12 protein-coding genes and 1 riboswitch are annotated in these 13,829 nt (G+C 69.2%); of the genes, 11 read left to right on the top strand and 1 reads right to left on the bottom strand.

Going from position 1 to position 13,829, the window contains the following annotated elements:
- Window positions 1–189 precede the first annotated feature (189 nt).
- The 10 genes from ACFVQ0_RS22845 (at window position 190) to ACFVQ0_RS22890 (ending at window position 10,173) form a co-directional block, all read left to right on the top strand.
- On the top strand, window positions 190–798 hold the full coding sequence (locus ACFVQ0_RS22845) for a CDP-alcohol phosphatidyltransferase family protein (protein WP_390090782.1): 609 nt from the start codon (window positions 190–192) through the stop codon (window positions 796–798).
- 113 nt (window positions 799–911) lie between these two features.
- Window positions 912–3,407: a sugar phosphate nucleotidyltransferase gene (locus ACFVQ0_RS22850; RefSeq protein ID WP_390090784.1), complete on the top strand. Its 2,496-nt coding sequence runs from the start codon at window positions 912–914 to the stop codon at window positions 3,405–3,407.
- A 71-nt stretch (window positions 3,408–3,478) separates the two neighbouring features.
- Window positions 3,479–4,402, top strand: a complete 924-nt coding sequence (locus ACFVQ0_RS22855; protein ID WP_390090786.1) for a DUF881 domain-containing protein — start codon at window positions 3,479–3,481, stop codon at window positions 4,400–4,402.
- Window positions 4,399–4,731, top strand: coding sequence for a small basic family protein (locus ACFVQ0_RS22860; protein WP_003970459.1), 333 nt, complete (start codon window positions 4,399–4,401; stop codon window positions 4,729–4,731). The genes ACFVQ0_RS22855 and ACFVQ0_RS22860 overlap by 4 nt, the downstream gene beginning before the upstream one ends.
- Before the next feature lie 5 nt (window positions 4,732–4,736).
- Window positions 4,737–5,528, top strand: a complete 792-nt coding sequence (locus tag ACFVQ0_RS22865; RefSeq protein WP_390090788.1) for a DUF881 domain-containing protein — start codon at window positions 4,737–4,739, stop codon at window positions 5,526–5,528.
- Window positions 5,529–5,589: 61 nt separating this feature from the next.
- A complete protein-coding gene (locus ACFVQ0_RS22870; protein WP_390091353.1) occupies window positions 5,590–6,498 on the top strand; it encodes an FHA domain-containing protein in 909 nt (302 codons plus the stop codon).
- Window positions 6,499–6,537: 39 nt separating this feature from the next.
- Window positions 6,538–7,281, top strand: a complete 744-nt coding sequence (locus ACFVQ0_RS22875) for a MerR family transcriptional regulator (RefSeq protein ID WP_390090790.1) — start codon at window positions 6,538–6,540, stop codon at window positions 7,279–7,281.
- 53 nt (window positions 7,282–7,334) lie between these two features.
- On the top strand, window positions 7,335–7,808 hold the full coding sequence (locus tag ACFVQ0_RS22880) for a bifunctional nuclease family protein (RefSeq protein ID WP_006123076.1): 474 nt from the start codon (window positions 7,335–7,337) through the stop codon (window positions 7,806–7,808).
- Window positions 7,809–7,975: 167 nt separating this feature from the next.
- Window positions 7,976–8,593, top strand: a complete 618-nt coding sequence (locus ACFVQ0_RS22885; protein ID WP_390090792.1) for a MerR family transcriptional regulator — start codon at window positions 7,976–7,978, stop codon at window positions 8,591–8,593.
- A gap of 92 nt (window positions 8,594–8,685) precedes the next feature.
- Window positions 8,686–10,173 carry a DNA polymerase IV gene (locus ACFVQ0_RS22890; RefSeq protein ID WP_390090794.1) on the top strand — a complete coding sequence of 496 codons (1,488 nt, stop codon included), beginning with the start codon at window positions 8,686–8,688 and terminating at the stop codon, window positions 10,171–10,173.
- Here ACFVQ0_RS22890 and ACFVQ0_RS22895 read toward each other — a convergent pair.
- Complete coding sequence (locus ACFVQ0_RS22895) at window positions 10,098–10,466, bottom strand: PRC-barrel domain-containing protein (protein ID WP_390090795.1); 369 nt, start codon at window positions 10,464–10,466, stop codon at window positions 10,098–10,100. The genes ACFVQ0_RS22890 and ACFVQ0_RS22895 overlap by 76 nt on opposite strands.
- A 113-nt stretch (window positions 10,467–10,579) precedes the next feature.
- Window positions 10,580–10,676, top strand: a riboswitch (glycine riboswitch).
- A gap of 193 nt (window positions 10,677–10,869) precedes the next feature.
- On the opposite strand from ACFVQ0_RS22895, the gene gcvP reads away from it, so the two are divergent.
- Entirely contained in the window at window positions 10,870–13,755 is a 2,886-nt protein-coding gene (gene gcvP, locus ACFVQ0_RS22900; RefSeq protein ID WP_390090796.1) for an aminomethyl-transferring glycine dehydrogenase, read from the top strand.
- Window positions 13,756–13,829 lie beyond the last annotated feature (74 nt).

Genomic DNA, 13,829 nt, shown 5'->3' on the forward strand with positions numbered 1-13,829 from the left:
GCAGGGGGGACCCTGTGGGAGAGTAGGACGCCGCCGAACTCCTTTTAAATAGTTAAGCCCCGTGCCCTTGTGGCACGGGGCTTTTCTGCGTTCCCGACCAGGTTCCGGGGACCCCCGTGCACCTGCCGGCCGGCCCTGAGGGTAGGGTCAGGAGGCATCATTGGCACGTTCTTCACAGGAGGCCCCCGGGTGGAGGTCCAGGAGACCCGCGTTCAGACGAACCGGGTACTCACCATCCCCAACATCCTCAGCATGGCTCGCCTCGTCGGCGTACCTGTCTTCCTGTGGCTGATTCTCCGCCCTGAGTTCGGCGGGCCCAAGAGCGATGGCTGGGCGTTGCTCGTATTGATGTTCAGCGGTATCAGCGACTACCTGGACGGAAAGCTGGCGCGTCGCTGGAACCAGATCAGCAGCCTCGGGCGACTACTCGACCCGGCCGCCGACCGGCTCTACATTCTTTCGACCCTTGTCGGGCTGACCTGGCGGGAGATCCTGCCGCTCTGGCTCACCGCAGCGCTACTCGCGCGCGAGCTGATGCTTCTCGTGATGGTGGGAATCCTGCGCCGGCACGGCTATCCGCCGCCCCAGGTGAACTTCCTGGGCAAGGCGGCTACGTTCAATCTGATGTACGCGTTCCCCTTGTTGCTGCTCAGCGACGGAGGTGGTTGGCTTGCAACGCTGGCCTCTGTTTTCGGATGGGCGTTCGCAGTATGGGGTACAACGCTCTACTGGTGGGCAGGAGTGCTTTACGTGGTTCAGGTCCGCCGGCTTGTGAAGGCGGATGCAGTAGCCGACTGAGCCTGTTGATGCGGTGCCGCGCAGCGTGGCCGGCCCGCGGCTGATGACACAGATGCTGCCCTGACGGGTGAAGTCGGCTAGACCGTCGTCTCTTCGAGGAGGACGTTTCCGACATGAAGGCCGTCGTGATGGCTGGTGGTGAAGGCACTCGCCTTCGCCCCATGACCTCAAGCATGCCCAAACCGCTCCTGCCCGTAGCCAATCGGCCGATCATGGAGCATGTGCTTCGGCTGCTCAAGCGGCACGGGCTCAGTGAGACGGTTGTGACCGTCCAGTTTCTCGCGTCCCTGGTGAAGAACTACTTCGGTGACGGCGAAGAGCTCGGAATGGAGCTCAGCTATGCCAACGAGGAGAAACCGCTCGGCACCGCGGGCAGTGTGAAAAATGCCGAAGAGGCATTGAAGGACGACACCTTCCTCGTCATTTCAGGGGACGCTCTCACCGACTTCGATCTCAGTGACCTCATCGCCTTCCACAAGGAAAAGGGCGGCCTGGTCACGGTCTGCCTCACCCGTGTCCCGAATCCGCTGGAATTCGGCATCACGATCGTGGACGAGGCGGGTCAGGTCGAGCGGTTCCTGGAGAAGCCCACCTGGGGCCAGGTCTTCTCGGACACCGTCAACACGGGCATCTACGTGATGGAGCCCGAGGTCTTCGACTACGTCGAGGCCGATGTCTCCGTGGACTGGTCCGGAGACGTCTTCCCGCAGCTCATGAAGGAAGGCAAGCCCATCTACGGCTATGTCGCCGAGGGCTACTGGGAGGACGTCGGAACGCACGAGAGCTACGTGAAGGCCCAGGCCGACGTTCTTGAGCGCAAGGTCGACGTGGAGATCGACGGCTTCGAGATCTCGCCCGGCGTATGGGTGGCCGAAGGCGCGGAAGTACACCCTGACGCGGTACTCCGCGGCCCTCTCTACATCGGTGACTACGCCAAGGTCGAGGCCGGGGTCGAGATCCGTGAACACACGGTCATCGGGTCGAACGTCGTCGTGAAGAGCGGGGCGTTCCTGCACAAGGCCGTGGTGCACGACAACGTGTACATCGGTGACCACAGCAATCTGCGTGGCTGTGTCATCGGCAAGAACACCGACATCATGCGTGCCGCCCGGATCGAGGACGGCGCTGTCATCGGCGACGAATGCCTGGTCGGCGAGGAATCGATCATTCAGGGCAACGTCCGTGTCTACCCCTTCAAGACCATTGAGGCAGGCGCGTTCGTCAACACCTCGGTGATCTGGGAGTCGCGCGGACAGGCTCATCTGTTCGGAGCACGCGGTGTCTCCGGAATCCTGAACGTCGAGATCACGCCGGAACTGGCTGTCAGGCTGGCCGGGGCGTACGCAACGACGCTGAAGAAGGGGTCGACGGTCACCACCGCGCGTGACCACTCCCGAGGCGCCCGAGCGCTCAAGCGCGCGGTGATCTCGGCACTTCAGGCCAGCGCCATTGATGTCCGCGACCTGGAGAACGTACCGCTGCCCGTGGCGCGTCAGCAGACCGCTCGGGGCAGCGCCGGCGGCATCATGATCCGCACGTCGCCGGGTGTCCCCGACTCCGTCGACATCATGTTCTTCGACGCCAGCGGTGCGGACCTCTCCCAGGCCCAGCAGCGGAAGCTGGACCGCGTCTACGCCCGGCAGGAGTACCGCCGAGCCTTCCCCGGCGAGATCGGCGACCTGCACTTCCCGTCCAGCGTCTTCGACTCGTACACCGGATCCCTGCTGCGGAACGTGGACACCGCCGGAATCGCCGACGCCGGGCTCAAGGTCGTCGTCGACGCCTCCAACGGCAGCGCGGGGCTTGTTCTGCCCAGCCTGCTCGGGCGGCTCGGTGTGGACGCGCTGACCATCAATCCGGGGCTGGACGAGTCGCGTCCCACCGAGTCCGCCGAGACCCGGAGGTCCGGGCTGGTGCGGCTCGGGGAGATCGTCTCCTCGGCCAGGGCAGCCTTCGGCGTCCGGTTCGACCCGGTCGGCGAACGGCTCTCCCTGGTCGACGAGCGCGGCCGGATCATCGAAGACGACCGGGCCCTGCTCGTCATGCTCGACCTCGTCGCCGCAGAGCGGCGCAGCGGACGGGTGGCGCTGCCGGTGACCACCACCCGGATCGCCGAGCAGGTGGCCGCGTACCACGGCACCCAGGTCGAGTGGACGACGACCTCGCCCGACGACCTGACCCGGGTCGGAGGCGAGGAAGGCACCATCTTCGGTGGAGACGGCCGGGGCGGCTTCATCGTTCCGGAATTCAGCAGCGTCTTCGACGGCTCGGCCGCTTTCGTGCGGCTCATCGGGCTGGTGGCGAGGACACAGCTCACGCTCAGCCAGATCGACGCACGTATCCCGCGTGCTCATGTGCTGCGCCGTGATCTGGCGACTCCGTGGGCCGTGAAGGGGCTGGTGATGCGCCGGGTCGTCGAGGCCGCGGGAGACCGTGACGTCGACACGACGGACGGTGTGCGGGTCGTCGAGGCGGACGGTCGCTGGGTGATGGTGCTGCCCGACCGGGCGGAAGCGGTTACCCATCTGTGGGCGGAGGGGCCGGACGACGCGTCTGCGCAGGCCCTGCTGGACGAGTGGTCGACGATCGTCGAGAGCTCGGGCGACTGAACCCCGGCGCCTCCCGTCACTCCGGTGGGGCCATTCGGCGGTAGCTGCTGCGACGTGCGACGATGTGCGGCATGTCGCAGCAGCCCCCCGATCGGAGTAAGGCCTCGCCGCCCGCGCGCCCCGACGCGTCCATGTCGCTGCTGACCAATGTGATGGACCACAGCCTGGACGACGGATACGCCGAGGCATCGGCCCGTCGCGAGGCCGACGGCCGGGCCGGCCTGCCCCGTACGCTCAAGGCGAAGCTGGGCTTCGCGGCGTGCCTGGTGCTGGCCGCGCTCGTTGTCACTCTGGGTGCCGCGCAGGCACGGGTCTCCGCGCCGGTCCTCGCCAAGGAACGCGAAGAGCTGATCGACCGGATCGACGCGGAGACCGACGCGGCCGACACCCTTGAGGACCAGGTCGAGAAGGTCCGTGACGATGTCGGCAGGCGCCAGCGCAAAGCTCTGGAAAAACACGGCGGCGACCAGGCGGAGCTGGTGGCGCTCCTCTCCGGTGCGACCGCCGTGTACGGCCCCGGCGTGAAACTGGTCGTCGATGACGCGAAGAACACCGACCAGGGCGGCGGCGGGCCGCGTGAGACCAGTGGTTTCTCCGACACCGGACGGGTCCGGGACCGGGATATGCAGCGGGTCGTCAACGGCTTGTGGCAGTCCGGCGCCGAAGCGATCGCCATCAACGGGCAGCGTCTGACCGCCCTGTCGGCGATCCGGGCCGCCGGCGACGCCATACTGGTCGACAACAAACCGCTCGTGCCGCCGTACTCGGTGCTCGCGGTGGGGGACGGGAAGAAGCTCGCTGCCGCCTTCCGTGACAGCGCCGACGGCCAGTATCTGCAGGCGCTGAAGGACACCTTCGACATCAGGACGAGCATCTCCGTCCAGGAGAAGGTGAACCTCCCGGCCGCCCCGAGCCTGATCGTACGGACAGCAGAGCCTTATAAGGCCGCAGACACCGGCAGTGGTGCGGCAGACACAGGGAAGGGCACATCGTGATCGCCGTACTGGGCCTCGTCGTGGGAGTCGTGGTCGGACTGTTGGTCCGGCCCGAAGTGCCGGCGGTGGTCGAGCCCTACCTCCCGATCGCCGTCGTGGCCGCTCTCGACGCCGTCTTCGGCGGCCTGCGGGCGATGCTCGACGGAATCTTCGTCGACAAGGTCTTCGTCGTCTCGTTCCTCTCGAACGTGGTCGTGGCCGCCCTGATCGTCTTCCTGGGCGACAAGCTGGGCGTCGGCGCCCAGCTCTCCACCGGTGTGGTGGTCGTCCTGGGTATCCGGATCTTCTCCAACGCCGCCGCCATCCGCCGGCACGTCTTCCGGGCCTGAGGCCGATGAGCAACGACGAGGAATTCACCGGCGACCGGGAACAGCCCGGCGAGCGGCCCGTGGACGCGCCCAAGGAGCTCACCGGACGCCAGCGGCTGATCGCCGGCATCTGGCCCCCGCGGGTCACCCGCGCCCAACTCATCGTCGCGGTACTGCTGTTCGTCCTGGGCCTCGGGCTTGCGATCCAGGTGCGGTCCAACAGCGACAACAGCGCTCTGCGTGGCGCGCGCCAGGAGGACCTGGTCCGTATCCTCGACGAGGTGGACGACCGTTCGCAGCGGCTTGAGGACGAGAAGCAGCGCCTGGAGGACCAGCGCACGGAGCTGGAGAACAGCTCCGACCAGGCGGAGGAGGCCCGCAAGCAGACCGTCGAGAAGGAACGTCAACTCGGCATCCTCGCGGGCACGGTGGCGGCGCACGGCCCGGGAATCACCCTCACCGTCAACGACCCGGGTGACGCGGTCGAGGCCGACAAGCTGCTCGACGCGCTCCAGGAGCTCCGGGCCGCCGGCGCCGAGGCCATCGAGGTCAACGGCGTGCGGGTGGTGGCCAATACGTACTTCTCCGGTGACGGCGGCGCCATCAAGGTCGACGGGCGGAAGATTTCGGCCCCGTACGTCTTCAAGGTCATCGGCAAGCCGCAGGATCTGGAGCCGGCGCTGAACATCCCGGGAGGCGTGGTGCAGACGCTGGAGAAGGAGCAGGCCACCGTGCATGTGTCGCAGGCCGAGGACATTGTCGTGAACGCCTTGCGACCGGCGGAGCGGCCTGACTACGCTCGGTCGTCGGCCCAGTGAAACCGGGACGCGTGGGCGTCTGGGGACACGGGCAGAAGGTTGCGGGGGGTCGCCGCATCGTATTGGTGGCGCGTGGTGGAAACTGTCGAGTAGATACGGACGTTGTGAAGATGTCCGGGTCGGCAGGTGTGTTCATTCAGGGTTCGTCCTGCCCCACGGGCGGGTCTGTTTCGGTCAAGGGGAATCGCCCGTGAAGTTGTTTGGAAAGTTGTTCGGCAAGAGCGCACGCGATGAGGCTGCCCGCCATCGCGCGCCGCGCAATGGTCAAGCCGACGAGCAGGGCTCCGAGCGCCCGCTCTTCCGCGATCAGGTGGGAGGCCCGGGGGGTGACAATTCGGGCGCGTCGTCTGTTGACCCCGCTGGTCCCGGCCGCATAGGTTTCGGAGAACCTTCAACCTCAGGTACGGGTGGAGGGTTCACCCCGAGGCAGGAGGGCGCGTCCATGCCGGTCTGTACGAGGTGCGGCCATCGCAATGCCGAAGCCAGCCGTTTCTGCTCCAACTGCGGCGCGCCGCTGAGGGGCGGGGTCCCCGAGCGGGCCTCGGAGACGACGTCGACCATCTCCATCTCGGGCCTTGAGGCCTACGAGGCGGAGGCCACCGGTCAGACGTCGGCGCCGTCGCTCTCGCCCGAGGCCCAGGCCGCTGTGGATGCCCTGCCGCTCGGTTCGGCGCTCCTGGTGGTGCGTCGCGGTCCGAATTCGGGCAGCCGCTTCCTGCTGGACGGTGAGCTGACCACGGCCGGCCGCCACCCGCAGAGCGATATCTTCCTCGACGACGTGACGGTCTCGCGCCGCCACGTGGAGTTCCGCCGGAGTCCCGACGGCAGCTTCACGGTCGGGGACGTGGGCAGCCTCAACGGCACGTACGTCAACCGTGAGCGCATCGATTCCGTCGCGCTGTCCAACGGCGACGAAGTGCAGATCGGCAAGTACCGGCTGGTCTTCTACGCGAGCCAGCGGGCCATCTGACCGCCCCTGACTCCGTCGGGGGGACCCCGAGGAAGGTCCATGCTGAGAACACCGACGGGCGGTGCCGGAAACGGCACCGCCACGGCAGACGACCGCCCGATGAGCATCGGCACGGTGCTCCTGCGGCTGCGGGACGAGTTCCCCGAAGTCACCATCTCCAAGATCCGGTTTCTGGAGGCGGAGGGGCTCGTCGAGCCGCAGCGGACACCTTCCGGCTATCGCAAGTTCCGCCACGACGACGTCGAGCGGCTCGCCCAGGTGCTGCGGATGCAGCGGGACCACTACCTTCCGCTCAAGGTCATCCGCGAGCACCTGGACGCCGTCGCCCGGGGCGAGCGCGCCCCCTTGCCGGCCCCGGACAGTGAGCGGGACTTCACCGACGGCAGCTGGACCGGCGGGACGGGCCGGGCCACCGCCGCCCGCATCGGCCGGGCCGAGCTGCTCGCTGCCGCGGAGGTCACAGAGAGCGACCTCGACGCGTGGGAGTCCTACGGCCTGGTCGTGCCGTCGGCCGACGGCGGATACGACGCGGAGGCGGTCACCGTCGCCAGGCTCGTGGCGGATCTGGGCCGATTCGGTCTGGAACCGCGGCATCTGCGTGCTATGCGGGCGGCCGCGGACCGGGAGGCCGGGCTGATCGAGCAAGTGGTCGCACCCCTGCGCCGGCACCGGAATCCGCAGACCAGAGCCCATGCGGAGGCCACCGCGAAGGAGCTGGCGGAGCTCTCCGTACGGCTGCATTCGGCCCTCGTGCAGACCGCGCTCCAGATCAGACTCCACTGATCCGCGTGGGCCCCGACTACCCAAACCTGCCGAGCACGTCCTAGGGTTGCTGTGTGAACGAGCTCGACGTTGTGGGTGTCCGGGTGGAAATGCCCTCCAACCAGCCGATCGTGCTCCTGCGTGAAGTGGGAGGCGACCGGTACCTCCCCATTTGGATCGGTCCTGGCGAGGCGACCGCGATCGCCTTCGCCCAGCAGGGCATGGCTCCGGCGAGGCCGCTGACCCATGACCTCTTCAAGGATGTGCTTGAGGCCGTGGGCCAGGAGCTCACCGAGGTCCGGATCACGGACCTCAGGGAAGGGGTCTTCTACGCGGAGCTGGTCTTCGCGAGCGGAGTCGAGGTGAGTGCGCGGCCGTCCGACGCCATAGCGCTCGCCCTGCGTACCGGAACGCCGATCTACGGCAGTGACGGGGTGCTCGACGACGCGGGAATCGCGATTCCCGACGAGCAGGAGGACGAGGTGGAGAAGTTCCGCGAATTCCTCGACCAGATCTCGCCGGAGGACTTCGGCACGAACAGCCAGTGACGTCCCGAAGGGGCGCCGTCAGCGCATCCGACAAGCCTTTCCCGGTCGAGAGTCACGGGAAACCACCCTCAGGGTGATTATCACTCGGCGTGCCGAGTGTGGCGATCGTTGACGCACCCCGGGTGACTGCCTACCTTCGAGTGGGCAGGTCAAGGACGGAGGTCGGCGTGGGAAGCAGCGGCGACGGTGCGGCAGTGGGTGGGCCGTATCCGCAGCAGGGGAGTTCAGCCGACCAGACCATCAGGCAGCCGGCTGTACCGGCTGCGGTGGCGGGGGGCGGCGTGGCATCGGCCAAGGACATCGGCTACCGGGGGCCGACGGCATGCGCGGCGGCGGGCATCACTTATCGACAGCTCGACTACTGGGCCCGCACCGGCCTGGTCGAGCCGAGCGTCCGTCCGGCCTACGGGTCGGGCACACAACGGCTCTACAGCTTCAGGGACGTCGTCCTGCTGAAGATCGTGAAGCGCTTCCTCGACACCGGGGTGGCCCTGCAGAACATCCGCACCACGGTCCAGCACCTGCGGGCCCGCGGGTTCCAGGACCTGGAGCGCATGACGCTGATGAGCGACGGCGCGACGGTCTACGAGTGCTCCTCGCCCGCCGAGGTCGTGGAGCTGCTCCAAGGGGGTCAGGGCGTCTTCGGTATCGCCGTGGGGGTGGTCTGGCGGGACGTCGACGCCGCGCTGTCACAACTGCACGGCGAGCGGGTGGACACCGGCGAGACGCTGATCGGGAACAACCCCGCCGATGAGCTCGCCCGACGTCGCAACAGGGCAGGCTGATCCAGTGAGATCCGGCCGGTTCCGGGGTGTCCGGGGCCGGCGGGCGGTCGCCGTCCGGCGATTGTCAGTGCCATGGGGCAGCATCGGTTGATGTGAGAGCCGCGCCGACCATCCTGCATCTGGACATGGATGCCTTCTACGCCTCCGCGGAGCAGGCGTCGAAGCCGAGCCTGCGCGGCAAACCGGTCGTGGTGGGCGGGCTGGGTCCGCGCGGGGTCGTCGCCACCGCCTCGTACGAGGCCCGGCGTTTCGGGGTCCACTCGGCCATGCCGATGGCGCAGGCCAGACGGCTGGCGCCGAACGCCGCGTATCTCGTCCCGCGCTTCGCGCTGTACCGGGCGGTCAGCGACCAGGTCATGGAGCTGCTAGGTAGGTTGTCGCCGCTGGTGGAGCCACTGAGCCTGGACGAGGCCTTCGTCGACCTGGAGGCGGGCGGCACCGCGGACGACACGGCGTCCGCGCTGGCCATCGGCGAGCAGCTGCGCGAGGCGATCGAGGCGGTCACCGGGCTCAGCGGGTCCGTCGGTCTGGCGGGCTCCAAGATGCTGGCCAAGATCGCCTCGGAGGAGGCGAAGCCGGACGGGATCATGCTGATAGAGCCGGGTACCGAGCGGGAGATGCTCGCGCCCATGCCGGTGCGCACGCTGCCCGGCGTCGGACCGGCCACCGCGGACCATCTGCGGCGCGCCGGGATGACCACGGTGGACGATCTGGCCGAGGCGGGCGAGGCGGAGCTCGTACGGCTGCTGGGCAAGGCGCACGGCAGCTCACTGCACCGGATGGCCTCCGGCCACGACGACCGGCCGGTCGTCGCCGAGCGCGACGCGAAATCGGTCTCGGTCGAGGACACCTTCGACACGGACCTGCACGACCGGGTCCGCGTCAGGAGCGAGGTCGAGCGGCTCGCCGACCGGTGCGTCCAGCGGCTGCGCGCGGCGGAGCGCTCGGGCCGGACCGTGGTGCTGAAGGTGCGGCGGTACGACTTCTCGACCCTGACCCGCTCAGAGACGCTGCGCGGGCCCACCGACGATCCCACGGTGGTCCGGGAGGCCGCGGCGCGGCTGCTGGAGTCGGTGGACACCACCGGGGGAGTGCGGCTGCTGGGAGTGGGCGTCACCGGGCTGGCCGACTACACCCAGGAGGACCTGTTCGCGCAGGCGGCCGACGAGCGCGCCGCGGCCGGGCTCGCCGCAGCCCTCGCCGCCGCCGGGCCGGCCGGTGGCGCGGAGGCCGTCGGGGACACCGGAGCGGTCGAGGCCGGTCCGCAGCCCGCGGAGCCGGAACCGGAGAGCGCCGAGCAGCTCGCCGCCCGGCGCTGGCCGGCCGGACACGACGTGCGGCACGACACCCACGGCCACGGCTGGGTGCAGGGCAGCGGGGTCGGCCGGGTCACCGTGCGCTTCGAGGAGCCGGAATCGGCGCCCGGCCGGGTGCGTACGTTCCGCGTCGACGATCCGGAACTCCGGCCGGCCGATCCGCTGCCGCTCGTGCGGGACCCGGCCGACTACTCGTCCTGGCCGGCCAGCCTGCCGAAGTCCCGGTCGGGGGCGGTCTCCTCCGGCGGGGAGTCCAGACCGTAGTGCCGGTAGAGCTGGAGTTCCTGTTCCGGCGAGAGGTGCCGGCCGACCCCGAAGTCGGGTGCGTCCCTGATCAGCGCGCGGTCGAAGGGGACGCGGAGGGTGTCCTCGACGAATTCACTGGGTTCCAGCGGAACGAAGGCGTCCCGGCTGAACAGCCCGGTGCGTACGGCCGCCCACTCCGGCACACCGGTCGCGTCGTCGAGGTAGACCTCGTCCACGGTTCCGATCTTGGTGCCCTCGCGGTCGAAGGCCTTGCGGCCGATCAGGCTGCGCGGATCGATGTCGGTCTGCACGGTCCCTCCCACGGGTCGCGGGTACTCCACAGGAACCACAGAAGTGCAGAACCGTGGGGTTGGCCACTCGAAAACTCTGCCGGGCACCCCGCTGGTAGGCTGGAGGCGGCTGCTTACCCCGTGCGGGAGAGTCCTCCGGAGCGAATCCGGAGGCGCCGAAGGAGCAAATCCTCCCCGGAATCTCTCAGGCCCCCGTACCGCACGGACGAGGTCACTCTGGAAAGCAGGGCGGGCTCCGCACGGCCGGGTGCCGAGTGGGTCCCTCCCTCACCGACGGTGAAAGCCGGTGCACGCAATGGGCACCGGTGAAGCTCTCAGGTTGAGATGACAGAGGGGGAGGCCGTTCGGGCACCCCGCGCCGCGGTGCCCCTCGCAGGTCGTGACAGACCAGGAGGCCTCCACCATGACCCCCAGCCGCACTTCGCTCTCCCAGCTCGAACAGGGGATCCCGTTCGAGCAGCGTCATATCGGTCCCGACGCCGCGGCGCAGGCGAAGATGCTCGCCCAGGTCGGTTACGGCTCGCTCGACGAGCTCACCGCCGCCGCGGTGCCCGATGTCATCCGGAGCGCAGAGGCGCTGCGGCTTCCGACGGCCCGCACCGAGGCCGAGGTGCTGGCCGAGCTGCGTGCGCTCGCCGACCGCAACCAGGTGCTGGCCCCGATGATCGGGCTCGGCTACTACGGCACGTTCACCCCGCCGGTGATCCTGCGCAACGTGATGGAGAACCCCGCCTGGTACACGGCCTACACGCCGTACCAGCCGGAGATCTCCCAGGGCCGTCTCGAAGCCCTCCTGAACTTCCAGACGATGGTCGCGGACCTGACCGGACTGCCCACCTCCGGTGCGTCGCTGCTCGACGAGGGCACCGCCGCCGCGGAGGCGATGGCGCTGGCGCGGCGCGTCGGCAAGGTGAAGAACGGCGTCTTCCTGGTCGACGCCGAAGCCCTCCCGCAGACCGTCGCCGTGATCCGGACCCGCGCGGAACCGACCGGTGTCGAGGTCGTCGTCGCCGACCTGACCGACGGCATCCCGGCGGAGATCGCCGAGCGCGGCGTCTTCGGCGTACTGCTGCAGTACCCGGGCGCCTCCGGAGCCGTGCGCGATCTGCGGCCCGTCATCGAGCAGTCCCACGAGCTGGGCGCGATCGTCACCGTCGCCGCCGACCTGCTGGCGCTCACCCTGCTCACCTCGCCCGGGGAGCTGGGCGCGGACATCGCGGTGGGCACCACGCAGCGCTTCGGCGTGCCGATGGGCTTCGGCGGACCGCACGCCGGCTTCATGGCCGTCCGCGAGAAGTTCGCCCGCAGCCTGCCGGGCCGTCTCGTCGGCGTCTCCGTGGACGCGGACGGCAACAAGGCCTACCGGCTGGCCCTCCAGACCCGCGAGCAGCACATCCGCCGCGAGAAGGCCACCAGCAACATCTGCACCGCCCAGGTGCTCCTCGCCGTGATGGCCGGCATGTACGCCGTCTACCACGGCCCCGACGGGCTGCGGACGATCGCGCGGCGCACCCACCGTTACGCCGCGATCCTCGCCCAGGGCCTGCGGGCCGGCGGCGTGGACGTCGTCACCGCCGCACACTTCGACACGCTCACCGTCCGGGTGCCCGGCCGGGCCGCCGAGGTCGTGGCCGACGCCCGCGAGCGCGGTGTGAACCTGCGCCTCGTCGACGGCGACCTCGTCTCGCTCGCCTGTGACGAGACCACCACGCGTACCGAGATCGCGTCCGTCTGGGCGTCCTTCGGTGTCAGCGGTGACATCGAGGCGCTGGACGCCACGACCGCCGACGCGCTGCCCGAGCGGCTGCTGCGCTCCGACGACGTGCTGACCCACCCGGTCTTCCACCAGCACCGTTCCGAGACCGCGATGCTGCGCTACCTGCGCAAGCTCGCCGACCGCGACTACGCGCTGGACCGCGGCATGATCCCGCTCGGCTCCTGCACCATGAAGCTGAACGCGACCGCCGAGATGGAGTCGATCACCTGGCCCGAGTTCGGTGCGCTGCACCCCTTCGCGCCGGCCGGGCAGGCCCAGGGCTTCCTGACGCTCATCCGTGAGCTGGAGGAGCGTCTCGCCGAGGTCACCGGCTACGACGCGGTGTCCATCCAGCCGAACGCCGGCTCACAGGGCGAGTTCGCCGGGCTGCTGGCTGTCCGGGCGTACCACCGTGCCAACGGTGACGAGGGGCGGACCGTCTGCCTGATCCCGTCCTCCGCGCACGGCACCAACGCGGCCAGTGCGGTGATGGCCGGTATGCGGGTCGTCGTGGTGAAGACCGCCGACGACGGTGAGGTCGACATCCAGGACCTCCGCGCCAAGATCGAGCAGCACCGCGACGAGCTGGCCGTGCTCATGATCACCTACCCGTCGACGCACGGTGTCTTCGAGGAGCACGTCGCGGACATCTGCGCGGAGGTGCACGACGCGGGCGGCCAGGTGTACGTGGACGGCGCCAACCTCAACGCGCTGGTCGGGCTCGCCAAGCCGGGCCACTTCGGCGGCGACGTCTCGCACCTGAACCTGCACAAGACCTTCTGCATCCCGCACGGCGGCGGCGGCCCCGGCGTCGGCCCGGTCGGGGTGCGCGCGCACCTGGCGCCGTATCTGCCGAACCACCCGCTGCAGCCCGCCGCCGGTCCGGAGACGGGGGTCGGCCCGATCTCGGCCGCGCCGTGGGGCTCTGCGGGCATCCTGCCGATCTCCTGGGCGTACGTACGCCTGATGGGCGGGGAGGGCCTGAAGCGTGCGACGCAGGTCGCCGTCCTCGCCGCGAACTACATCGCCAAGCGGCTGGAGCCGCACTACCCGATTCTGTACAACGGCCCGGCCGGGCTCGTCGCGCACGAGTGCATCGTGGATCTGCGGCCGATCTCCAAGGCGACCGGTGTCAGCATCGACGACGTGGCCAAGCGGCTCATCGACTACGGCTTCCACTCGCCGACCATGTCGTTCCCGGTGGCCGGCACGCTGATGATCGAACCGACCGAGAGCGAGGACCTCGCGGAGCTGGACCGCTTCTGCGACACGATGATCGCCATCCGCGGCGAGATCGAGAAGGTGGCCTCCGGCGAGTGGGGCGCGGACGACAACCCGCTGGCCAATGCCCCGCACACGGCGGCCGCGCTGGGCGGGGACTGGGCGCACGGCTACAGCCGTGAGGTGGCGGTCTTCCCGGCCGGGGTCACCGCCGCGGACAAGTACTGGCCGCCGGTGCGCCGGATCGACGGTGCGTTCGGTGACCGTAACCTCGTCTGCTCCTGCCCGCCGCTGGACGAGTACGACAACTGACGGGACCGACGTCATGGACGTCGCCGTGTGACGCGCGACTGCGTCGGGGCCGGTTCGGAGATCTCTCCGGGCCG

Origin of the sequence: Streptomyces sp. NPDC057900 (assembly GCF_042887885.1) — a bacterium.
Taxonomy (GTDB): domain Bacteria; phylum Actinomycetota; class Actinomycetes; order Streptomycetales; family Streptomycetaceae; genus Streptomyces.